We start from the raw sequence: 22,693 nt of genomic DNA, 5'->3' as shown, positions 1-22,693 counted from the left end.
CGCCGAACCCGCCTTCCTGAAGGACCGGCTGGAGCTGCTGGCGCACTACCTCCAACTAGCCGAGGATCGGCTGCAGCAGGCCGATGTCCATGCCATCGCGAGTATATTCAAGGCGTTGGGCAATGCGCAGTTGTTGGACGATCTCGGTGCGCTGGCAGGGCCGGGGCTGGACAGGCTCGAGGTGTTACGCGCCGCTCCCGAATTTAAGCTCGACAACAACCTGGAGACGATGGGCAATCTTTGCGCCTCCCTGCTGCCACTAGCTCGCAGCCCGAAGACGGTGTTGCGCTGGCACCGCACGTCGGCGCTGAACCTGCTCAACGCCATCCAGCCGGTGGTGGAACACAAGATCGATGCCCATCTCAATCTAGGCCAGGCCGAGCGCACCAGCGGCGCCAATGCAAGCCGCTGCCCGGCGCTTTCGATCTATCAGGTGCTCAAGACCCGGGCGGTGCTGGAGAGGCACTACCGGCTGCCCTTTGTCGAGGGCGACAAGCTCGCCTTGCAGGCCAGGCAGCAAGAGCTGCACGGCAAGACCAGGCAGATCCTGGACAGTGCCCGCGCCCTCATCTACGCCGACCTTTCCTACAGGAGCTGGAGCGTGATCGCCGAGATCGAGGCGAAGGAGCCGCTCGAAGCGCTCGACACCTTCATTGCGCGGAACGCATCGATGGTCCAGGCCCAGCATGCAGCCGCCAGCTTCGATGTCCATCGGGTCCTTCAGGCCATGGACCACGAGCCGAGACCGCCGCAAGGCGATGCCGGACTGATGCGGCTGCAGGTGGTCGACATCCAAGGCCGGCCGCTGGCCAGCGAAGCCGAGTTGCGCTATTCCATTTTCCACCGCTTGACCTCGGGCGCGGTGAAGGTGGTGGCGGTGCAGCTAAAGGGAACTCCGACTGCCGCCATGCTGACACGCACGTTCGCCGTGGAGGGCGTGCCCTACCGCATGGACCTGTTCGGCGGCAGCAAACTGAAGCCGCCGAAAAAGACCCTGAACCAGCTTGCCTCTCAGCTGCCCTTGGCGGCCGAAGAGGCCCCAAGCAGCAAGCTTTTGGCGATCCCCTATGCCGAGACTGCTCCGGGTACGGCCTTTGAGCAGCTGTCGCGGGCCTGGGCGCCGTTCAAGGAAGCCTATTACTATACCCAGCGCCGCGGATTTGCCGCGCCGCCGACCATGCCCGACGTTGGCCCGCAGGATTATGCGCTGGAAGGGTGCTTCAAGCTGTCCCTTCTGCCCGACCGCCCCGCAGGCGCAGTGCATCCCTTCCGGTTCGAGGGGCGAGACGGCGAGATCGCCTTGCGGCCGCATGACGGCTGCGGCTTCATCAAGGCCTCGCTGGCCGAGCGCATGCCGGCCATTGCCCGGGCTCGCCACGATGCTCCCGAGCGGATGCCCGCCTTTGCCGATAAAAGGCAATCGGCGGTACCGCCCTCGGCGCTGCAACATTATCCGCGCAGCGTCGAGGTGGCACAGGAGACCCGCGAGAAGGCTCTGGCTTGGCTCGAAACCCATCAAAACCTCACCGCCGAGGAGCTGTTCCGGACGGTCACGGGCGGGCATATCGAAGGTTCGGGCGCTATCGCCGTGCCGTCCAGCGACGAATGCCTGCATGTGCCGACGGGCAAAAGCAAGACCTTGACCCGTGACGCTGGCGTGCTTGTCGGACGCTCCCCCTATGATAAGCCCGACCTGCGCCCGTTCGGCGCCGACCGGGTCAGGTCGGCCCGCGATGGCGATCGGACCGCGGCGTTCCTGGATCAGTGCGTGGCCTTCCAATACAGCTTCAACGTCGCGCACAGGTCGGGGGCTGAGCTTGCCGCCGACGATCCGACCTTCTTTGCCAAAGGCATCTTGATCGTTGTGCCCGACGCAATGTGGCCGGCGGATTTCATCGATCGCGGGGTGGTGATGTCTGCCGAGGACGTAAAGTGCCATTCGCGCTGGCTGGAGGAAAAGGACCGGGTCAAGGCCGACACCGCGCTCGACTGCGTCGGTATCCTGCAGGCGACGGAGGTGTTCGCGCCCGGCTCTTTGGTTGCGGTTCCGACCGCCGAACAAAAAAAGCTCGACGGCGATTTTGACGGCGACGCCGTCGTCATCATCGGCGACCGGCCTCGCCTTTACGAGCATGTGCGCCAGTTCGACGCGCAGCTGCAGGCGCGCGGCATCACCTCGATGAAGCCGCCGAAGTCGCACACGCCGGCCATTGAGAAAGGCGGCTACCAGTTCAGCCGGTCCAAGCAGATCCTGTCGGCCACCGGGGCGGTGCTGGAGACCTACAGCTGCCTGCAGCGCAACATGCTGGCGCAGCCGCTGGAGGCGCGACGCCAGTTTGCCGAGCGTGCCATCTTCGGCACCTACGAGGGCATTCATCCTGAGCTCAAAGCCGACATCCGCGCACTGTTGCAGGAAGATCGGCCGGATGGCCAGACCCTCCATGAGCTCATCGCCGGGGTGGGGGAAGACAGCAAGGCCGCCAGACATCCGGTCGCCCGCGAACTGGCGGCCTTGCTAATGGCCGAGCTCCAGGACTGGAACCTGCAGCTCAATAGCGAGCCAGCTCATGAGCAGTCGGACGTCAAGCAACAGTTAGCGCGTTCCGCAGCTTCAACCGGCGCGAAGCCTGCCTTCAGCGCCGACGCCGGCGCGCTCTTCCCCAAACTCAGGGAATCCTATCCGGCAACCGCTGACGCCAGGAAGCGCATCGACTTCCTGCTCAACCACTACCAGCCGCGCATCGATCCGCGGCCCGACGGCTACAACCCGGACGATCTGCATGAAAGCGCCATCAATTTGTTGAGTCTCGGCATCAAGGTTGGCACGGACGCCTACAAGTCCGATACCGGTGCGCTGGTGTTCAAACAGAAAACCGCCGAATTGCAGCGGCTCTTGGAGGGGAGGCGGGGCTTCAAGTCGGCGCCCTATGTCAAGGCGCAGGCGGCAAAGCTCCACCAGGGCCGGTTCGACGTCGATCGCAGCCTGGCGGATCTGGAGGACAACCCCACCCTGGCGGCCTCGGTCATGGAGGCCTCGATTGGAGTCGCCGTCGAAAGGGACATCCTGCCCCGCGCATTAGCAATCTCGGCCGACGACGACCCCGCCAGCAGGATAACGCTGAGCAGCGAACAGGCCCTGGAGCGCGCCAGGCTCGAAGCCGCCCCCGCCGAAGCGCAAGAAAGCGCGATTACCGAAACTGTGCATGCGGTTGCTGAGCTTTTGCGGCAGGACGGCATCGAGGTGAAGGTGCCGCATCTTGACCAACGGTCGCGCGGGCAGGTCTGGATAGGCGACGAGTTGACCGGCCAGAGCGTGAGCTCGGCGCCGGAGGCCCAACTGGTCCCCAATGCCGTGCGCCATGTCTTCGAGATCCCGGACGAGACATTTACGCGGGCCTTCAGGAAGGCGGCACTGGCCTTCGAGGAGCGGGACTGCAGCGAGGTCGAGACCACCAACTGGTTCATCAGGATGGACACGCCGCGGTTACGGGGCGTTCACACGGCGTTCAGAACCGCGCAGAACTATCGCTTCGAGGTCGAGTTCCATACGCCGGCCAGTTACCGGGCCGAGCGCGCGCAGAGCGAAGGCGAGCTAGTCCCCGTTCCCCGTGGTGCCTGGGACATATTACACTTTAGCTCGTCAGCAGAAAGCAGGTCGAGGGCGGCAGGTACCTCCAGATCGCTCACCGTCGCAAGACAAAAGATTGCGGTCGCTCGCTCGCCGCAAGCCGGCGAGATCCTCGCGGCCCTCGGTACGCGGCCGGTCGTGCTCGTCGGCATGCCGGCGAGCGGCAAGTCGACCATCGGCGCCAAGCTTGCCAAGGAGTTGGGGTTGGAGTTTGTCGACATCGATAAGCGTATCGCCGCCGAGCACGGCGATTTGACAGAGATGTTCGCCGAGCACGGCGAGGGGCACTTCAGGGACCTGGAGGCCGAGGAGCTCGCCAAGTGCCTGGAGAGAGGGCCCGTCGTCATCGCAACCGGCGGTGGCTGCTTTGCCGAGGAGTCGAATCGAGCCCTGATCCTTAATAAGGCGAGGTCGATCTGGCTCGACACCGAGCCTAAAAAGCTCCGCGGGCGCCTCAAGAGCGACACCAACCGGCCGCTGCTGCAAGGCGCCGACATCGAGCAGAAGGTTGACCAGCTGTACGAAGAGCGCAGACCGTTCTACCAAATGGCCGATATCAGATTTGTCCCGCCTCAAAAAAACAAGAAGGACGCGCGCATTTGCGTGGAGGAACTCTACGCTTTCCTGTGCAGCGACAGAGAAGCCGCACTGCCAGCTACCGAGATATCACATGTCTCCGCTACTTCCGGCACCGCCATCGGCATGTCCCCAACAGCGCAGCGCATGCACGATGATCATCCCAATCGCGGGGAGGGCGTCGGGGAAACCATTCAGGCGCCGGCGGCACCATTGAGTGAAGCGGAACGGCCGCCGCCCCTCGACTCCCTCACCGCCGCCCCGCAGCCTTTGCTAGCCGGCAGTAACGCACGAGCGGATTTAGCGTCTTCCACGAGAAGCAGAGAACGCCCAAGTCGAGGTCGATAAGCTTTTAGCGGCGTTGTCACGTTGTTTAAATGTGGCCACGTGAGGCCGAGCCTGCGCTTTTCAGGCAGGGCGTGCACTCACGGCTTCCCACGCGGCCATTGCCTGGCGTCGATGGGTTCGAATTTGTGCCGCGGAGCGGTTGGTCTGGGATGGGAGGAAGAGGTTTCGGACGGCGGAGAAGATCGACACGAAATGTTGCAATGAGCCAACCGACCGGACCCTGTCGCCTTCGCTCCCGTTTCGACTGGGAGGCGCTCTCGCCGTTGGCGTGGGTCCACCAGCAGCCGCACGATGGGTGCCGTCAACGCCTGTGGTGTTCCTTCGGACAACGTCTGCCATTGCGGCATCGCTGGTGTCTTCCCGCTGTGCGCGCTCGAGAACAGATCGAACTAATATGTCGTAAACTGGCGTCGCATGTGGCATGGACATCTCACTGACTCGTTTCGTCAAGGATCAATGCTGCGCTCATATCCGCGCCTTGTGAGGGAGTGCCTGCCTCTTCCAGCAACTTTGCCAAAGCCAGCAGGCAAGCAAAATTGGCATACGCAATTGGTAAGGCCAACCACCTCGCACTCAGTGTCCGGTCAAACATCCACACCGGGACTTCGAGCAACCGGCATGACGTTGAACCCGAAAGGCTGCAGCGGAACACAGCAGACCCTTTGTCCACCAATCCATGGATATGGATAAGCCGGCCAGACCAGGGATGCCACGGATATAAAAGCTCACGAACCTCGGTCCCGTGGGTGTTCCGTCGCCCCGCTGTACAACACGCTTCACACGCATAAAGCTTTGGCATATCGGTAAACGAGCGAGTTCTCAAACCGTCAAACAGAAATCTGATCCTGTCTGGTTTTTATGGGCCAACTCCACGCGCTGGGACTCACACGGAAGCAAAGAGGTGACGACTGTGTTTCCACTTAAGGCTATTACGCTGGTTTCGTTGCTTAACGCAAATTGTGATGTCGCAGCGATCGAAATCGGAAAACGCCCATTAATCGTGATGGTCGCAAATGCCTCGGATGAGCGCAGCAGGGGACTCATGCGCAGGCGAGTTCTTAGCCCGTTCGACGGCATGATATTTGCCTACGATTCCCCTCGCCATGTGCGGTTGTGGATGCAAGATACTCCGCTCCCACTGGACATGTTATTCTTCGATGGTAATGGTCGACTGGTATCGCTGCATCGCAACGCTGTGCCCTTGGATCAAGCTCCAATCGACGGCGGGAGTAATGTGCAGTACGTAGTTGAACTCCAGGCCGGCGGGCACCCTGATATATCGGCGGAACCTAACATACTTGAGCTAAACGCATGCAACGGCATTCTTGTTGATGAGCAGCTGCGAAATAGGACTAGGTGACGGACAAACGGCGTGCGAGCGGGGCTGCAGGGCCCGGCGAATGTCTTAGAAGGTGCTCCCGATTTGTTTTTGGATTCATACGACCGCGACCAAACAAAGTGACAACGCCCGTCCATCACATTAGCCCCTCGTGCGATCGATGCTCGACGCCTGGCATGATATCCCGCTTCGCCGCAATGTAGGACCGAAGCTTGTCGGTGATCGTCACACGCGGCGAACGGCCTTGTCCGGGCAGGGGCGCCACGCGGCTTCCGCCATTGCGGCTCATATTTGGTCGCCGATCCATCCAAAACGCATCGCCTAGAGCGTATCCGGAATTAGTTGAATCGGAAGGGATTCCGTTTTTGGATGTTTTGTGATTCAAGATGCTGGCTGGAGTGGAGGCCAGCATCGAATGACACGACCTCTTTCCAATGATCTTCGTGAGCGTGTTGTTGCTGCAATCGAAGCCGGTGAGAGCTGCCGGTCGGTTGCGGCGCGGTTCGGTATTGACGTGTCTTCAGCGGTAAAGTGGTCGCAGCGTTATCGTTCGAGCGGACCGTGGCGATGGACTGTGCGCTCGGATATCCCTCGATGCCGTCTCAGCCAAGTCTGGAAAGCAGCAATTTGGACCTCGTGATGGTCCACACCTGGCAACTCATGTGTCGGCGGCGTCACCGCCCCGTATTCCACCAGGAAACCGACAAACCGGCGTACACGATTGACATATTTGGCCGATAGAAGATCGGTTTGCCGGCTGCCAGGGCAACGGCATCGGTGCTGCGCAAAGCGGCGAACGACATCGTCGTCAATCTTAGTGATGGCAATCTTCGTGCTCTGTAGCCATTGTCCAAAATGACGGACCGAAGCTTCGTAGCCTGACACAGTCAGGCGGGTATGTCCCAAGTTCAACAATTGGCTCGTGAACGCCTCTAAGAACGCGCGCAATTTGCCTGGGTCCATCAGTTGCGTGCATTCTGGTAGAACTTCCGTCGATTTTGGCACGGGTGGTCTCCTCTCGATGACAAAAAGAACGTCTCGAGACGACAACAATTATGCCGAGTGGGAAAGGCTCATGAGCGATCTAAGCTATTGGACAAAAACTAGGAAGCAGCTTGAGCCGCGGCGGACTCCACATAACTGCACGCTTCACATAATTGCGGAAGTCGATGGGATGGCTGGCGAGGAATACTTTTACACCCGCGGGGATCATGCCGTAAGCGTCCGGTGAGGGCCGTCTTGCGAGGTTGAGACGAACATCGGAAGTCCTAGTGCAAACACTAGGAGTAGTCCTATGACGAAGCATCAGATTGAAGTGATCACGTCTGTCGAGCGCCGACGGCGCTGGTCTCAGGAAGATAAAGAGCGGCTCGTTGCAGCCTGTCTCGAGCCAGGTGCGGTGCTTTCCGAGATTGCGCGATCGGCCGGTATCCATGTCAGCCAGCTCTTCCGTTGGCGCAGGGAGCTTTGCCAAATCGAGGAGCCGAGGACGGAAACAGCGAGCACGTTGGTGCCGGTGGTCGTGTCCGAGGCCGCGCTTCCAGCCTCGCCTATTCCCTCGGGGCCACCCGCCCCATCGCAGTCCCGCCGGAAGCGCAGCGATGTGACGATTGAACTCGGTCGGGACCGTCGTATCCGCGTAGACAGCGACATCGACACGGACGCGCTGGGCCGCATTCTCGATGTCGTGCTGGGGCGGAGATGATCCCGGTTCCGAGTGGTGTGAAGGTCTGGCTGGCGACCGGTCACACGGACATGCGCAAAGGCTTCCCCGGTCTGTCGCTGATGGTGCAGGAGACGCTGAAGCGCGATCCGATGTGCGGACATCTGTTCGTGTTCCGGGGGCGCGGTGGAGGTCTGATCAAGGTGATCTGGCATGACGGACAAGGAGCCTGTCTGTTCACGAAGAAGCTGGAGCGCGGCCGCTTCATCTGGCCGTCAGCCGCTGACGGCACGGTGGTGATCACACCGGCCCAGCTCGGTTATCTCCTCGAAGGCATAGACTGGCGGATGCCGCAAAAGACCTGGCGGCCAACATCGGCAGGATGAGCAAAAGAACTGGAATGGCGGACTCGAATATGATTCCATCCTGCCATGAGCGACGCGACTGATGAGCTTCCGGACGACCTTGCCAGTGCGCTTGCACTGCTGGCCGAGGAGCGTGCCCGGCGTATCACTGCCGAGGCAGAAGCTGCGACCGCCAAGGCGCAAGCCGCCAGCGCAAAGGCGCTCGTGACGCATTCCGAAGCGCTGATCGCGCGGTTGAAGCTGGAGATCGAGAAGGTTCGCCGCGAGCTTTACGGCAGCCGGTCAGAACGCAAGGCGCGACTCCTCGAACAGATGGAACTGCAGCTCGAGGAGCTGGAGGCTGACGCTGGCGAAGACGAACTGGCGGCAGAGGTTGCGGCCAAAGCCTCGACGGTCAGGGCTTTCGAGCGCAAGCGTCCATCACGGAAACCATTCCCTGAACATCTGCCGCGCGAGCGTGTCGTTATCGCGGCCCCGGCGAGCTGCCCTTGTTGCGGTTCGGGCAAGCTGTCGAAGCTGGGCGAAGACATCACCGAGACCCTGGAGGTCATCCCACGTCAGTGGAAGGTGATCCAAACGGTGCGGGAGAAGTTCACCTGCCGCGAATGCGAGAAGATCACCCAGCCACCAGCTCCTTTCCATGTGACGCCGCGGGGCTTTGCCGGGCCCAGCCTTCTGGCGATGATACTGTTTGAGAAGTTCGCGCAGCATCAACCGCTGAACCGCCAGAGCGAGCGCTATGCCCGTGAGGGTATCGGCCTCAGCCTGTCGACGCTGGCAGATCAGGTCGGCGCTTGCGCCGCGGCGCTGAAGCCACTCCATTCGTTGATCGAAGCGCATGTCCTGGCTGCCGAGCGGCTGCACGGTGACGACACCACAGTGCCGATCCTGGCGAAGGGAAAGACCGATACGGGTCGCATCTGGACCTATGTCCGAGATGACCGGCCGTTCGGCGGGCAATCGCCGCCGGCGGCTCTCTACTATGCTTCGCGAGATCGACGACAAGAGCATCCCGAGCGCCACTTGAAGACCTTCACCGGCATTCTGCAGGCTGATGCCTATGGGGGCTACAATCCGCTGTTCAAGGTAGACCGCGATCCGGGGCCGCTGACGCAGGCGCTCTGCTGGTCGCACGCGAGGCGCAAGTTCTTCGTGCTGGCCGACATCGCCACGAATGCCAAACGCGGCAGCCGCGCCGCGCTGATCTCGCCTATGGCGCTGGAAGCCGTCAAACGGATCGATGCGCTGTTCGACATCGAGCGTGAGATCAACGGACTTGCCGCCGGCCAACGCCTGGAGCACCGTCGCAAGGGCAGCCTGCCGCTTGTCGGCGAACTGCACCGCTGGCTTCAAACCGAGCGGGCAAAACTGTCGCGCAGTTCTCCCGTCGCCGAGCCGATCGACTACATGCTGAAGCGCTGGAACGGCTTCACGTCCTTCCTCGATGATGGCCGGATTTGCCTGTCCAATAATGCTGCCGAGCGGGCATTGCGAGGCTTTGCTCTCGGAAGGAAGTCATGGCTCTTCGCCGGATCGGATCGCGGTGCCGATCGTGCCGCCTTCATGGCCACGCTGATCATGAGTGCCAAGCTCAACGACATCGATCCGCAGACCTGGCTTGCTGACGTCCTGGCCCGCATCGCCGACACGCCAATCAGTAAGCTGGAGCAATTGCTTCCGTGGGATTGGCAGCCGCACGGACTGAACGCTCAAGCAGCCTAACCTGCGGCCTTCACCGGATGCTTACATCATGCCGAACGAACCGCCCGGATCACGCGCTGCAGATGCGCCTCGTCGGCATGCCGGCCCGCCTGCACGACGATATTGCCAATGCCGATTTCAACGATGGGGTCAGGGCCGGACACACAGCTCTGCGAATCCGTTGTCTCTGCTGCTTGCCCAGGCTCATCACTGCCCAACAGTTCTCTGCGCCAGCGATAGAGCTGAGAAGGCAGTATCCCGATTTGCCGCGCGACTGCCGAGACGTTCACACCCGGGTGACAGGCTTGCTCGACCGCCGTGGCCTTGAACTCGTCAGACCAGAACCGCCGCAACTGTCGCGGCGAGCCGTCAAGACGATCGGCACCGCCTCGATCATCCGCATCAATCCAAGGCTAGCCGCAGGCCTAGACATAGATCCTCACACTCAGAGAAGTCGTATGTCCGGAATACTCCGCCCAGCATCATCCACGCCAGATGGGGTCTCCTTGCCGCTTACCGATACGGTGCCCCGGATACAGCTAATCTCTCTCGACAGGAAGTGCTAATACATAGCCGCGACCTCTCTGGGTTAATATCATCTGTGGCGAGCTCGCATCCACTTCGAGTTTTTTTCGGAGCCTCAAGATCTGAACATCAATGCTCCGGTCAAAAATGTCTTCATGAACCCGAGTTGATTTTAGCAGATGCTCGCGAGCCAACGGAATCTGAGGTTTATCTAATAAGGCCACGAGCAACGCGTGTTCGACTTTCGTCAGCTGAACCGCCTCGCCTCTCGGATTATGGAGCTCGTGAGTCTTGGGGCGAAGTTTCCAGCCACCAAACCGGTAGGTAACCCCAGCTCGCTTCCGACGGCAATAATCGCTCTCTTGGCGCCTAAGCACCGCGTTTATCCGAGCTAAAAGTTCCCGAAGGCCGAAGGGCTTTGTAACGTAGTCGTCAGCGCCCAAATCGAGCCCTTTGATGCGATCGATCTCTTCCTTGCGCTGCCCGCTGGCAACAATTATCGGCACGTCAGATCGTTCGCGAAGTTCCCGTAATACTTGAAGCCCGTCTTCAGAACCGAGCACAAGATCCAAGAGAATCAGATCAGGTGTTCTAGCCTCGACAAACCGGAGCAGTCCTCGTCCGGTTGCCGAAGAAAAGACTTTCATACCCTTCTCCCGAAGATAGTCAGACACCATAGCAATCACCTCGGTGTCATCATCTACAATCACAATCGTAGCGGCAGCCTGAAGGGGCATTGTAGCAATTCCTTCTAAAGTTCACTCTCGGATGACATATCTGATGGATAGGTGAGTTGGCAGAATTGTAGCGGCGTCTGCAGTCCGAGTGGCTGTCGCGGTGTCACTGGATCTTTCGATGACGTTCCGCGATCTTGCCATCCGGTTGTTCCCGTAACTTGATCCAGCCATCGGCCGCGCAGGTCCCCCTTTCGAATCGTTGTTGCGTCGAATGTCGGCCTCTGCCGAGCGCTCTTTTCAAACCTCCGCAGCCGAGCAGTTGCTGCACGGTAAGAACAATTCAAAAGTAGTGCCTTTGCCCAAACTGCTGTGAACGTCGATGGCACCACCCCAGGACCCGACGGCACGCTGCACCAAGGCCAGTCCCAATCCTGAGCCGCCTTCCCTCGATTTTGTCGTAAAAAATGGATCGAAAATACGCTCTAAGAACGAAGGGGAGATGCCACGACCTGTGTCAGAGACACTCAACCGCGCATATTCGCCGCGCTCTAGCCGTCCACTAGACAAGCCGCGCGCAGAGATCTGTTCAACATTGTCAAGGTTAACTGTAATTGTCCCGCCTGCCTTCATAGCTTCGGCAGCGTTCCTGCAGAGATTAATCACCACCTGTTGTAGGGTAATCGCTCTTCCGTCTAGCCAGACCGCGCGATTAGGAAGATTGGTTTGAATCCGACCAGAAGACGGAATGCATAATTCCAAATCTGGTAGGATCTCTCTGATGGCCGCTGCGGCGTCGAAGCTACTGAACCCCTTATCCCACATGTCAGACATCAGAATCCGTTCAACGGCGCGTTTTGCTCGATCACCAGCGTCACGAATTCGCTCTACGTACATGCGCGAGGACGATCCCGATCTCAACGCCTCTGCGGCCATCTCTGCATAGCCGACAATCGGCGTTAGAAGATTGTTAAACTCGTGGACCAGAAGCCCCGCGAGTACATGCCCGTCCGCGAATGCCTCTGCCGCCGCCGGGACGTCCGCTTGCGCTCGCTTTGAAGAGAAGTGTGGTATGGATGAGATGTTCTTCATTGTTTCGCCTCTCCGCTATCATTGATCCGGTGACCATATGTCGCTCATCTTGTGTCGGATCAAACATCCTGCGAGCCTTGGCAAAGGATAGTACTTGGGGCGACATCCCAGCGAAACGAATTCGCGAAGATGCCTTTCCGTCCAGCACCTGTTCTATCGACAGCGAGATCTGGCGGAGTGGTTCGTCAACAAGGTTAAAGAGTTCAGGGGAATCAAAACAAAGGCATTGAGCGGTGCATCGCGCTATGCCGCAAAGCCCTGGATGTGCCATATCTGGGACGATGATCATTCCTCCTCTTGTGAAGGGAGGTAAATCTCAAGCACCCCGCGGGACCCATTGAGCCGTCCGACCTGAACCACCAGGTCGATTGTGCGCCTAGCATACGTGAGAACCTCGCCATGGGTAAGTCTAATCCCCGAGCGCATCACCATTAGCGCGAGGCGGTCAAATGCTAGCGTGGGGCTATCAGCATGGATGGTAGTGATGGCCCCAGGGTGACCGGTGTTGATTGCTTCGAGAAAGTCATAGGCCTCTACGCCGCGGATTTCTCCGACAATGATGCGATCCGGCCGCATGCGCAGGCAGCTTTCAAGCAGCTTGGAAGGCATCCGTTCTGACTTGTCCTTCCTGTCGGATATCAACCCCACTTGGTTGCGATGGGGTGGGAAGAGCTCCTGCGCGTCCTCAATGGTGATCAGGCGTTCATTGTGGTCCATCATGGAAATCAGCGAGCGCGCCACCGTTGTTTTGCCCGAAGAGGTGCCACCGGATACCAGCACGTTGAACCTCTCCTCGATTGCCTGCCGGAACAGACCCTGCAGGTCGCCGTCGCGCGCAATCTTAGCAATCGCCCTGTGTCGGAGGCGGCGCTGCGCATCGACGCTTACCTGTCCGCCGTTGACGAAGCCGATATCCTTCGTCGCCAGCGCGTGTGTTAAGTATTTGCGGATCGACAACGATACGCCGAATTCGATCGCGGGTTCGACCACGATTTGAACGCGCAGTGGGTGCCCCCAGACCATGACCCGGCCGGAAACAATCGGATGCAAGGCGCCAAGTGTGTTGCGGGTGTCGCCGGCAAGCTGCGTACCTAGCCGCTTAATGGCATGGGGCGACAGCGGCACGTCGATCTCGTGCATGTATTCGGCACCCGCGGCTTCGATGAAGATTGAGCCGTTTGGATTGATCACAAGCTCGTTGACGCGGTCATCGACCAGAAACTCTCTCAGAGGGCTCAGATATTGCTCCACGTAGGAGATTTCGCGATTCTTCGGAACATAATTCATCTGAATACAAGATCTCGATTTACGAAAACCCGGACCTCCTCACCTTGCGGAATTTTAATGGCCGGCGGTAGCGAAAGATACTTATCAAGGACGCCGCTTGCCTGGTCGCTCGCAGTGTCACGCATCTGTCCCGCGACCTGGCCGCCGCCAACCTTGGAGGTCGTGCCGGATTCAGACTGGCTGTTGCGGTTGGACAGTATCGAAGGAAGGGTGGTGATGGCGCTGATGAGGATGGCGACCCCGAATTTCGTGCCATAGCGGTTGTTCACATTACCTTCCGTGCCCGACCGGCCAAGTGTGTCCGCGCCGGTGGAACCAAGCGCGATCGATTGTCCCGAAGGCGTAATCGCTCGGTTCCATGCAATCAGGACGCGCCTCTGAGCGAGGTTGACGTCGTTGTTGAACTCACCGATCAAAATGGTTCCAGAGGGCATCAGAACGCGCGTTCCATCAAATGAATAAACAGGTTCCATCACCTGTGCACGAATATTACCAGGCAGCTCTGTATCGATCGCGGTTTCGAGCACGGCTGAGATAATGGTTCCTTGCACCACTGTGCGCGAGGGATCAGGCAGCCGCCGCGAAACAGACGTCTGGAACGTGCTACTGGCGGCCGTCTTTAGGAACCGCGCGTTTTGGTTCCGGTCAGTCGCCGATTTATCGCTCTCAGTGGTCACGCCGGCAGGCCCATCAGCCGCGTCGACCACCACCGAATTGGATTCACGCTGCATCTTGTCGAGCTTCTGGCGCTCCTTGAGCTCACCCGCCTCTTCGGCGCGTTGGCGCTCCTCTTCCGCTCGCTCGGCAGCGGCTCTCAACCGGGCGTTTTCTTCGGTCATTGCCTTGCGCTCATCTTCAAACTGCCGCTTCGTATTCTCGTTATAGCGGGTAATGAGCGCCTCAATTTCTCCAGAGGAGACGCTGCCTTGTTTCTTGCGCTCGAGTTCAGCAATCTGATCCTGTAGCGCCTTGATCTTTGCCTTCCAGGCCGCGTTAGGATCTAACTCCTTCTTTTCAGGTTCCGTGCTCGCAGGTACGGCGAAATCGAGATGAACTGGTCGATGAGAATCTTTCTCAACTTCCATATCGACCTTAGAAACCGCCTGGTCGTTGTCGCGGCCGATCCCCAGGACCTTTAGGGCAGCCGTCGGCCCAGCGACCGCGAAGAACAATACCGCGGACCCTCCCATCAAGCACGCCGACATTATGAGCCTTGCATTTTTTGCGCCACTCGTACCACGGGTCTGTCGTGCGCGGCGAGCGTTGACGAGCCCGCTTCGTTCCCTTGCACTTTGTCCAGAGTCCGTCGACTCGGCGCCGTCATCGCGAATAGGGCCAATGCTGTGATCGTTTTCCGACATGGCTCGCCTTTCATCTAACTGTGACGTTTCTGTTGAGCCGCGTCGGGCCGGTACGACCGATGCACACGGACTCGTTGCCTATACGCAGGATCCAGTAATCGCTCGTTCCATCAACGATGATCTGGTTTGCATTGGTGCGGGAGTTGATCAGCTGTTCCTCGTTGCCCGGCCCCACCTTAAAAACGGCCGGACGAGGAGCGCCTTCAGGCAGGAAGAACATCGTCTGCCGGCCGTCGTCTTGGACCCAGCGTGGTCGAAATGCGGCGTCACCCGAGAACAGGTAGTCCGCGCGAAGGCGGTCCGGTCTCAAGGAAGCGTCGCTATTCTGCTTCGGCTTCTCGTCGTCTGCATAGGTGAAGATCAACCGAAAGAGGGGTGCAGCATTACCACCGCCCGTGAATTCACCGATGGAACGAAGCTCAAATGTATAGACCCGTCTGTTGGTATAGATGGTCATGTTGGTCGTGGCCGAGGGAACCTTCGGTTTGATGCTCACGACGTTTCCGGCCTTGAGCTTAACCACTTCCCAGGATGCACTGTCGCCGATAAGGATAGACTCGACTTCCTCGCTCTGCGAAAGCTGCAGCGCTGTAACCGATTTGAGATAGAGGTCGAGCCGATAGACATTGTTTTCATTGTAGGCGAAACGCTGAATGCGCGGATCGCTGGCCGGCGCTGCCGCCGCGGGTTTTTGTCGTAGCGCGGAGACGGATTCGGTCGCGGAGGTGGGCGCTTGATCGGCGAGGGCCGCGCCCGCACTCAGAAGTAGCAGAACTGCGGTGTGCTTGAACATGGTGTCGGTACTTCCCGTGCTGGAATTCTAGCCGTTAGTTTCGGCATCGATCCGGTATGACAGGACGATAAAGCCGAGGGGATTCTTCCAAACCTCCCCGAGCTTGGCACCAACCTTCGGTTGGAACGAATAGCCCACAGTCGCCTCAAAGCTGCGCTCGGCTGTTTCTCGGCCCTTCTCCTCGCGGATCTTGGTGATACGCACCCGCGCGAGTTCGGGTGCGTTGCGATGGGAAACCGGGTTGATAGAAATCGATTTTACGGTTACCCGGACACGCGCGCCTGTTCCGTAGATCGTCGGCGGATATTGTGGCGAGTTGGACGTCCACAGCTGGGCCAATGTCTCAGCAGCATTATCCTTCGAACGCGCCATGACGTCCAGAATGCGAGTGCTGTTGTCGGCCTGGTCGTAGGTCTCGCGGTCGACGACATATGATACAAGCGCAGCCTGCGCCACTGCATCTTGCTGATCGAGGGAGGCTGGGCGAACTTGCACCAGTTTTTCCGCCTGGCCCGTGGTCTTGTCGACCATCACCACAAAAGCTTTGGTGTCTTTGAGCGGGAGGATTGCCAGGAGGCACCCCAACGAGAGGAGTGCCGCGCCGATCGAGCCGACAGCGACTTTCGCCCAGTTGTTGCGCTGCTGGCGAAGTGTGAAGAATATTTCCTCCTCATAGGCGTTTTGAATATTCGTCTTGGCCATGTCGACACCGATACTATTGAAATGCTTGACTGATGGTAGGGTTGATCGTCCCTGCGTGTTTCGGCCGGCTTCCCGCCGGAACTAGATGCGTGTGGAGTGGGACCCAAGGAGCAGGGTTGGAAGCGGACGCCTGAGATATAGCCCCTAACGGCTGCGAGCCGCCGCTGGACGACGCGGCGTTGGACCCGGAAGCGATTCTTTCCCAAAGCTGGCTATGACTCATGCAGCCGTCGCCGCCAGTCTTCCTTGCGATCATTGGAGTGTTGGCGAAACGGCGCGAATCCGGACTTTTGGATGTCAGCAGCGGAGCCCCCCGCTCTGGTAGGGGCGACTGCGGCGACTGCTGCGCTGCCGGGAGGAAGATACTTTCGTGGATTAATCATCGATCCTAAGGCCCTAGTAGGAAAGCTCATAACGGCGTTTTGGAGCGCACTCGCGCCACTGATGCGCCCTGTCGCGCTCGTGAGACTCCCGGCCACGCTAGCGCCGCCGACCGTAACGAACGCAGACGCCAGTGCGTGCGCCATAGTCGGGATGTGGAACAGCAGGACTAAGACCGCTATCATAAAGAAGACGAAGCCGAAGTACTTGTCCTTGTCCGAACTACTTGCCCCGGACGTTGCAAGCAGATGGCCGGCGAAATAGAGAACAATTGCCATCAGACAGCCGAGAAGGAGAGGTATGATGGCAAAACCGATCACAAGGCTTACCCATCCTTGAAAATATTGCCTCGTTCCCTCCCACAACAACATCATGATGCCGAGCGGAGCCATGCTCAGAGCCACAATAAAGCCCGCTTTAGCGGTCAGCACAATCACCGCACATGTTGCAATGAATATGCCGCCGACCATGAACACGAAGCCCCCCAAGAAGATATTGCGAAGGGTCTTTCCGAGGTGTAGCATAGAGGTGTCACGAAAAAAGTCGCGGGCGATCCAGATGATGGCATGACCGAATTCGTCCATCGCTGCATAGGTCTTGGCCTCGCCGGCCCCGCTGATGTTCGCAGGATCGAGGATATCCGCCCTCAGTGTTTCGATATCCTTCGCAACCGCCTCGACGACCAGGTTCGAATACCCTTGTGTAAGACCTGTCAGGGCATCGTAGACCGGACTGAAATTACTCCAAAGGGTGGCGAAACTTAAGACTAGGATGTGTGTCACGGCCCAACTAAGGTACTTCGAGTAGTTTATGTTCTGTATCTGCAATACGTGGTTCAATGCTATGAAAAGCAGAACCACGAGATTGATCGACTCCATCAGTTTCCTGACGGGATCTGCCACGGCCGTGAACACGGCCTGCAGGTAATCGACGGTCGCCACGTCGATCTGCGTTCCTATCGATTGAATAATTCCTATGGCGTCACCTATTGAAGTCCTTAAGGCCGTCAATCCAATCTTCCGTGCCCGCTTCGCTTGCCAACATCATGAAATAGCTGCTGACGATGGAGGTGACGGCCGACTGCGTTCTTAGGCTTTCATTGGTTTGCTGCGTGAGCTCGATCACCGCGCGCGTATTGATGTCGATGCTCGTCTTGAGATCCTTGCTTGCCTGAACGGCCGCGATGTAGTCGGTTACCCGCTCCATACTCTCGTTGGCACGCTTGTAGGAGCTTTCCGCTACGGAGCCGGCGATCGCGCCCTTGGCGGCGAGCTGAGCGAGCACCTTTTTGCTGGGTAGCTCGTCATCCTTGAGCGCGAATGCTTTGTCGAGAGAGAAGGTGCTACGAAAATGGGTTAATGCTGCCAGGAGATCCGGGGGACCGTCGGCGGCGCCATTCAAGGCGCTCTCTGCCATTTCCTTGAGGCCTTCGCCGCCCTGGCGGGCAGCGACTTCGTCCGGTCCGTTCATGAGCGGTATGGTTTTTGGTCCAGTCTGCCCGTTACGAATAACATCAAGCGCCGTATTCTGGTTCTGGACTGCCGTGAACATCTGAGTAATGCCCCCGCCCATGATGCGAGACAACTGGACGAGCTTCATGATTTGTTCGATTGAAATCTGGTCATGGGTCTCCTGGACACCGGGGGGGACGTCCGGCACACCCCCAACGGCAGGTTCCGGCAGTGGAGTGACGCCGTCCTGCGCATGGGCGACCATAGCAGACCCACCCGGTTGAAAAAGAAGGATCGAAATAGCCAGTGAGCTGGCTCGAAGATGCCGTTTCATACCCATGCTCCTCTTGGAAGTCCGCTTGCGCCTTCCCACTGACAAGCGCAGTGGTTTTTGCGTTCCGCCGGCACGGACTGGCAGGAACTCAGGCAGCAGACCAGCAATTCGATCACAACTAAAAGCTTTTTCATTGCAACATCTCCATCTGAAAATCCGGTCTGTCGCGCCAGCCTGCGATCGCTTTTTCGCCGCGGCCGCCGCCAAGCACGTCAATACCTTTGCCGATCGCGACGAGATCGAAGTCGAGCACCACGCTGTCACTGCCGGATTTGAGCAGCACGAGATGGTTGTCGACATTGCTCATCTGAAGGAATGCGCTTTCCGTGGGCGTCAGATGTAGGGGGGCGAGTTCCGCCGCCGTGTTGAAAGAGCTTGTATAAACAAGCCGCGTGACGGCGCTTTCCAGAATGGCATCGCCGGCAGCGCTATTCGTGATATGAGAAACCCGCTGGGTGAGCAGGACGACAGCGACGTTCTTCTTGCGCATCGTCAGCATCCAGTCCTTCAACCGCGCCTCGAAATAGGGATCGTCGAGGAGCTTCCAGGCCTCGTCGAGGACGAGCAACGTCGGATGCTCATCCTCGACGAGCCGTTCCACACGGCGGAAGACGTAGCTTAGCCAGGCGGTGCGCACGACGTCATTGTCGAATACCTCCGTCAGGTCAAATGCCGTCAGACGATTGTCGAAGGCGAGCGGGTCTAACCCCTTTCCGCTGAACAGCCAACCGAATTGACCGGTCTCGTCCCATCGCCCGAGTCGGTTGTACAAATCTCCGTCGTCATCGGTGGCGCGAAGCTGACTGCGGAATTGCTCGAGGTTCTGCAACCGCGGATCGGCAGAGGTATTGGCTTGCACCGCGTCGCTGAGGGCCTGGATCTGTAGTGGATTGAGCTTTCCTCCGTCGTATTCCGCCAGCGCCGCCAGCCAGTCCGTAAGCCATGCCGCGCCGCGACTGTCGGCCTCTGCGCGTATCGGGTTAAAACCCGTTTCGTCACCCATCCGCACCGTCGAATAGCGCCCGCCCATGGCACGCACCGCCATTTCGAAACCGTTGTCCTTGTCGAATAGAATGGTTCGAGCGCCGAGCCTCTGGGCTTGGCTTATCAGAAACGCCGTACCAAGCGTTTTGCCTGAGCCGGTCTGCCCCAGAACGAGCGTGTGGCCGACAGTGCGCTGGCCTGGCTTTCCAGGCAGGTGGAAATTGAAGCGGAAGGTTTCGCCACGCGCAGTGGGAAATATGGTGACGGCGTCGCCCCAAGGGCACTTGTCGGGTGGGCTGCCTTTTGACTGGCCGTGCATGGCGCAAAGCTGCGCGAAGTTCTGCGAGGAGATCATCGCGGGTCTAGTCCGGTAGGCGAAATTCCCGGGATGCTGCGCAAAATATACGACGCGGGAGGAGAAATTCTCGCGAACAATCGCCGATCCCGCATCCTGCATGGCGCGCGCCACATAGGCCATGGCGCCGTCCAGCTCTTTGAGACTGTCACAGAACACAGCGACACTGCAGTGATGGTCTCCGAAGATCACCCGACCAGAGGCGACATCGTCTTCCGCCTCTTCGAGTTGTGCCATGAGCGATATGGCGGCATCTTCCGCCGCGCGCATCTGCTTTCTCACCCGGGCGATCTTGCCCTGCGCCGAAATTGGATCGATTGGAGTAAAGCTCTGAGTGACTACGGTGTCGTAGGGCAAGTTCAGCCGGTCGAGGATTCCGGGATAGGTCTCAGCCGGGTAGTCCTTGACGGAAACGATGGTTCCGAACCGGCGTCGTCCTGGATCCGTTCCTTCGCATTCAAAAACGGGACCCTGAAAGGTTATCTGCGAGCTGGCCAGAAGGTCAGCCACTGGCAGGAATTTGGTACCGGGAATAAGACTTCCGCCAGAACCGTCTATCAGAGTACGGAGTAGGCCGAGCCAACGGCCGTCGGAGACCGTCAGGCGGCTGGGCCCAGCTTCACCGACACCAACCATGCAGGTGTTGATCATCTGGTCGAGGCGCAGCGCCCGCGCTTCGACCTCATGGCGGCTGTGGACGTCCCTGCCACCGAATAGCGACAGGAACTTGGCGGTCTTCCGGGGCGGCCGGATTACCAGCGTGACCACCGTCACTCGATCTCGAAGGCCGACCATTTGCAGGTATCCTTGCCAGCGGCGATCGATTTCCTCATTGAAAGGATGGCCGTGAACCGGCGGCATCGTCGGCCGGGTCTCAACCGAAATTCGATGGACATAATAAGCGACATCGCTCCGCTGTTGTGCGATGAAGCGCGAAAACGCGTTGCACAATTCGACGGTATGGAAGCTATCGCCAGTTTCCGCATTAATGCCCTCTACAACGAAGGAACCCATCAGGTCGCCATCGCGCAACATCAACGTGACGTCGTCAACCGCGCTCAAATAGGGCAAACCGCTGACCAGCATTTCGCCTTTTTCCGAGCGTTTGAGTGCAAGGCTGCGGGCAGCTCGCGTAGCTAGCCTTTCAAGCACGGTACACCACCCCTTCGCCACGCAGAAGTTTTGGACTCATCCGCGTCCGCTGCACGGTAGCGATGAAGACACTGATGATCTGGGGATCGTACGCCGCAAGACTGCGAAGGGAGACATAGCCTACCCCGCCCGTGATCAAGACATACACGAATGAGCGCGTGATGATGAAGCCAAGCATAACCGTGGCAATCAGCACGACCAGATACCTGATCGGCAGTCCGGCGAAGCTGACCTCGCGGGTCAGTCCTATAAACAGCGGTGTACGTTCCATGAGCGTTAATCCGAAAAATGTCCTCGCCCGGTCCACGGCATGAGGAGGGGAGGCTTAGGCCCCAGCGCATCAGGGCGGCGGCGTTAGTTGGGGGTGATGCCACTTACAAAGGTTGCGGCGCCAAAAACGATGGCGATGCCGATTATGATCGACACCGCAAATGTCCATTCCATGCGGCCAGTCATGAAGGCGAAGCCGATTGCCATCACCGCCAGCGCCGATATGGCGACGCCGATCGGTCCAGTGACTGCTTCGACGATCGCTTGCAGAAAGCTCGTAACGCCGGAAAAGTCTTGCGCGGCGCTGGGATTGCTAGACAAAAGAATCATTGTGGCGATCATCGCAACGCGTTTCGGAGAGTCTTTGTTGAGGAGATATTTCCTGAGGCATCCCATCTTTTCTCTCTTTCTTAGTCAGTCTATTTGAATTGCTACGTTCAGGCTCCCGAAGAGTGTGCCACCTATGTCCTGGCGGTGGCGTCCCCGCAGTGCATCGCATTCTGGAAGCCGCGCCATGTCTAGAGTGTCGCTGGAGTTGAGCGACGCCTCCTGCGGGGCTGGGCTGAAGGGCTTCGGTTCGTGTGGAATGGCGCCCGGGGCGGAGTTCATATTGTTGAGAATGTCGGACACGTATTGCTGCGTCTCCCGGTAAGGTGGTATAACGCCGTATTTCCGCACAGCATCAGGACCGGCGTTATAGGCTGCGAGAGCAAGCTCTGATGAACCGAACTGATGGAGCATCGCCGTAAGGTATCGCGCGGCGCCCTCGAGATTGTCCCGGGCCGAAAGGACGTCGCAAACGCCGAGTTCTCGGGCGGTGTCTGGCATCAACTGCCCCAGTCCTTTGGCGCCTGCAGCGGATATGGCTTCGGGATCGAAGTTGCTTTCCCGCTGAATCATCGTAGCGAAAAGCAATACAAACGATTCCCGGTCCAGCCTTGAGCGTGCTACCCCGGCGGCACCTGCATACCTGCGACCGACCTCGAGTGTCAGCCTTCGCATGCGGGTTTGTCGCGCTGATAGTTTCGTCGACAGCTTGCGAGGCTTAGGTAAGCGTAAGCGGTGTTCGATGAGCCTTCCAGCTTTTAAATCCGCTATTTTGCTGGGCCCACTGCCTCGATCCAAAATGGAAGGCGCGTCCAAGATCACTGAAGTAGTGGCCTGATAGTTAGTCGCTGCCGTGAAGGAAGTACTGGAGAATTTTTTAGCAAAAATCGTCGGATTGTCGGCGATACTTGCCTTCGGCGCGTCCGCAGAGACGCCGCTGAATGGCACGATCATGTCATTACCAAGTTGGTGAAACACTTCTGCACGGCTGGAAATTGGCTGACCAAGCGGCAAGAACAGAAGCATGAGCGCCGCCCCACTTAGGGTACAAATCTTGCAACGTGTATTCTCCCTTATTTGAAATGGCATGGGATAAATTTCCTGAATATTCTGTCGTGCTGACAGAGCCTGTCTCACCACATAATCATTCCGCGAATGGTGCGCCTCCCGTGATGAACGTCAATGCATTTCAGTGTTGCAATTGTAGCATTACTGCCTAGCTCTTTAGTCCAGGGAATTGAGGGGCTAGATCGAGCCTGAATCGTTCAGGCCCGATTGTCCTGCATTTGCAGATATATTCGTAGGGGCGATGTCACGTTGTTTCATGGACGCCTGAACAAGGCGCTTGTTTGTGACGTCAGGCAGTTGCGCCGGTCACGGCTTTC

General features: G+C 58.7%; 19 protein-coding genes and 2 pseudogenes. 6 read left to right on the top strand and 15 right to left on the bottom strand.

The window, feature by feature from the left end:
• Both BS629_RS06125 and BS629_RS06115 read left to right on the top strand, forming a co-directional pair.
• A partial coding sequence (locus BS629_RS06125) for a shikimate kinase (RefSeq protein WP_077988080.1) occupies positions 1-4,552 on the top strand: 4,552 nt, incomplete at its 5' end.
• Positions 4,553-5,555: 1,003 nt separating this feature from the next.
• On the top strand, positions 5,556-5,912 hold the full coding sequence (locus BS629_RS06115; protein ID WP_259664448.1) for a DUF192 domain-containing protein: 357 nt from the start codon (positions 5,556-5,558) through the stop codon (positions 5,910-5,912).
• 121 nt (positions 5,913-6,033) lie between these two features.
• Here BS629_RS06115 and BS629_RS38120 read toward each other — a convergent pair.
• Positions 6,034-6,147 (bottom strand): annotated as a pseudogene (locus BS629_RS38120) (IS6 family transposase); the annotation flags it as partial.
• 159 nt (positions 6,148-6,306) lie between these two features.
• Between BS629_RS38120 and BS629_RS38115 the strand changes: the two are divergent.
• A pseudogene (locus BS629_RS38115) lies at positions 6,307-6,450 on the top strand (helix-turn-helix domain-containing protein); the annotation flags it as partial.
• Here the strand turns inward: BS629_RS38115 and BS629_RS38110 are convergent.
• Complete coding sequence (locus BS629_RS38110) at positions 6,435-6,854, bottom strand: site-specific integrase (protein ID WP_108565384.1); 420 nt, start codon at positions 6,852-6,854, stop codon at positions 6,435-6,437. The pseudogene BS629_RS38115 and the gene BS629_RS38110 overlap by 16 nt on opposite strands.
• A gap of 331 nt (positions 6,855-7,185) precedes the next feature.
• Between BS629_RS38110 and tnpA the strand changes: the two genes are divergently transcribed.
• Genes tnpA through tnpC form a run of 3 tightly spaced genes read left to right on the top strand, consistent with a single transcriptional unit; the run spans position 7,186 to position 9,641 of the window.
• Positions 7,186-7,596, top strand: coding sequence for an IS66-like element accessory protein TnpA (tnpA, locus tag BS629_RS06105; protein ID WP_017958565.1), 411 nt, complete (start codon positions 7,186-7,188; stop codon positions 7,594-7,596).
• Entirely contained in the window at positions 7,593-7,940 is a 348-nt protein-coding gene (gene tnpB, locus BS629_RS06100; protein ID WP_003551791.1) for an IS66 family insertion sequence element accessory protein TnpB, read from the top strand. Before tnpA ends, tnpB begins: the two co-directional genes overlap by 4 nt.
• A gap of 45 nt (positions 7,941-7,985) precedes the next feature.
• Positions 7,986-9,641 (top strand): IS66 family transposase, encoded by a 1,656-nt coding sequence (gene tnpC / locus BS629_RS06095; RefSeq protein ID WP_077988078.1) that lies wholly within the window; start codon positions 7,986-7,988, stop codon positions 9,639-9,641.
• Between the two features lie 26 nt (positions 9,642-9,667).
• Here the strand turns inward: tnpC and BS629_RS06090 are convergent, their stop codons facing one another.
• From BS629_RS06090 to BS629_RS06030, 13 genes are all read right to left on the bottom strand, one after another.
• A complete protein-coding gene (locus tag BS629_RS06090; RefSeq protein WP_204339752.1) occupies positions 9,668-9,973 on the bottom strand; it encodes a transposase in 306 nt (101 codons plus the stop codon).
• A 186-nt stretch (positions 9,974-10,159) separates the two neighbouring features.
• A complete protein-coding gene (locus tag BS629_RS06085) occupies positions 10,160-10,882 on the bottom strand; it encodes a response regulator (RefSeq protein WP_077988076.1) in 723 nt (240 codons plus the stop codon).
• Between the two features lie 237 nt (positions 10,883-11,119).
• Entirely contained in the window at positions 11,120-11,911 is a 792-nt protein-coding gene (locus BS629_RS06080) for an ATP-binding protein (RefSeq protein ID WP_077988075.1), read from the bottom strand.
• Positions 11,912-12,196: 285 nt separating this feature from the next.
• Positions 12,197-13,198 (bottom strand): P-type DNA transfer ATPase VirB11, encoded by a 1,002-nt coding sequence (gene virB11, locus BS629_RS06075; protein WP_077988074.1) that lies wholly within the window; start codon positions 13,196-13,198, stop codon positions 12,197-12,199.
• Positions 13,195-14,370: a TraB/TrbI/VirB10 family type IV secretion system protein gene (locus BS629_RS06070; RefSeq protein WP_077988082.1), complete on the bottom strand. Its 1,176-nt coding sequence runs from the start codon at positions 14,368-14,370 to the stop codon at positions 13,195-13,197. The genes virB11 and BS629_RS06070 overlap by 4 nt, the downstream gene beginning before the upstream one ends.
• Before the next feature lie 199 nt (positions 14,371-14,569).
• The gene (locus BS629_RS06065; protein WP_077988073.1) at positions 14,570-15,352 is read right to left on the bottom strand and encodes a TrbG/VirB9 family P-type conjugative transfer protein; all 783 of its coding nucleotides are present in this window, start codon (positions 15,350-15,352) and stop codon (positions 14,570-14,572) included.
• 27 nt (positions 15,353-15,379) lie between these two features.
• Complete coding sequence (locus BS629_RS06060) at positions 15,380-16,054, bottom strand: VirB8 family type IV secretion system protein (RefSeq protein ID WP_077988072.1); 675 nt, start codon at positions 16,052-16,054, stop codon at positions 15,380-15,382.
• 212 nt (positions 16,055-16,266) lie between these two features.
• Positions 16,267-17,376, bottom strand: a complete 1,110-nt coding sequence (locus BS629_RS06055) for a type IV secretion system protein (RefSeq protein ID WP_245315069.1) — start codon at positions 17,374-17,376, stop codon at positions 16,267-16,269.
• A 40-nt stretch (positions 17,377-17,416) separates the two neighbouring features.
• Entirely contained in the window at positions 17,417-18,220 is an 804-nt protein-coding gene (locus BS629_RS06050) for a type IV secretion system protein (RefSeq protein ID WP_245315068.1), read from the bottom strand.
• A 130-nt stretch (positions 18,221-18,350) separates the two neighbouring features.
• Positions 18,351-20,645: a VirB4 family type IV secretion/conjugal transfer ATPase gene (locus BS629_RS06045; RefSeq protein ID WP_204333264.1), complete on the bottom strand. Its 2,295-nt coding sequence runs from the start codon at positions 20,643-20,645 to the stop codon at positions 18,351-18,353.
• A gap of 58 nt (positions 20,646-20,703) precedes the next feature.
• Entirely contained in the window at positions 20,704-20,982 is a 279-nt protein-coding gene (locus tag BS629_RS06040; RefSeq protein WP_077988069.1) for a VirB3 family type IV secretion system protein, read from the bottom strand.
• Between the two features lie 83 nt (positions 20,983-21,065).
• Positions 21,066-21,377, bottom strand: coding sequence for a TrbC/VirB2 family protein (locus BS629_RS06035; protein WP_077988068.1), 312 nt, complete (start codon positions 21,375-21,377; stop codon positions 21,066-21,068).
• 18 nt (positions 21,378-21,395) lie between these two features.
• A complete protein-coding gene (locus tag BS629_RS06030) occupies positions 21,396-22,397 on the bottom strand; it encodes a lytic transglycosylase domain-containing protein (RefSeq protein ID WP_077988067.1) in 1,002 nt (333 codons plus the stop codon).
• Positions 22,398-22,693 lie beyond the last annotated feature (296 nt).

This window comes from Rhizobium leguminosarum bv. viciae USDA 2370 (assembly GCF_002008365.1).
Taxonomy (GTDB): Bacteria; Pseudomonadota; Alphaproteobacteria; order Rhizobiales; family Rhizobiaceae; genus Rhizobium; species Rhizobium leguminosarum.
Note: the sequence above shows the minus strand (reverse complement) of the source record. Positions and strands in the feature narration are given on the sequence as shown.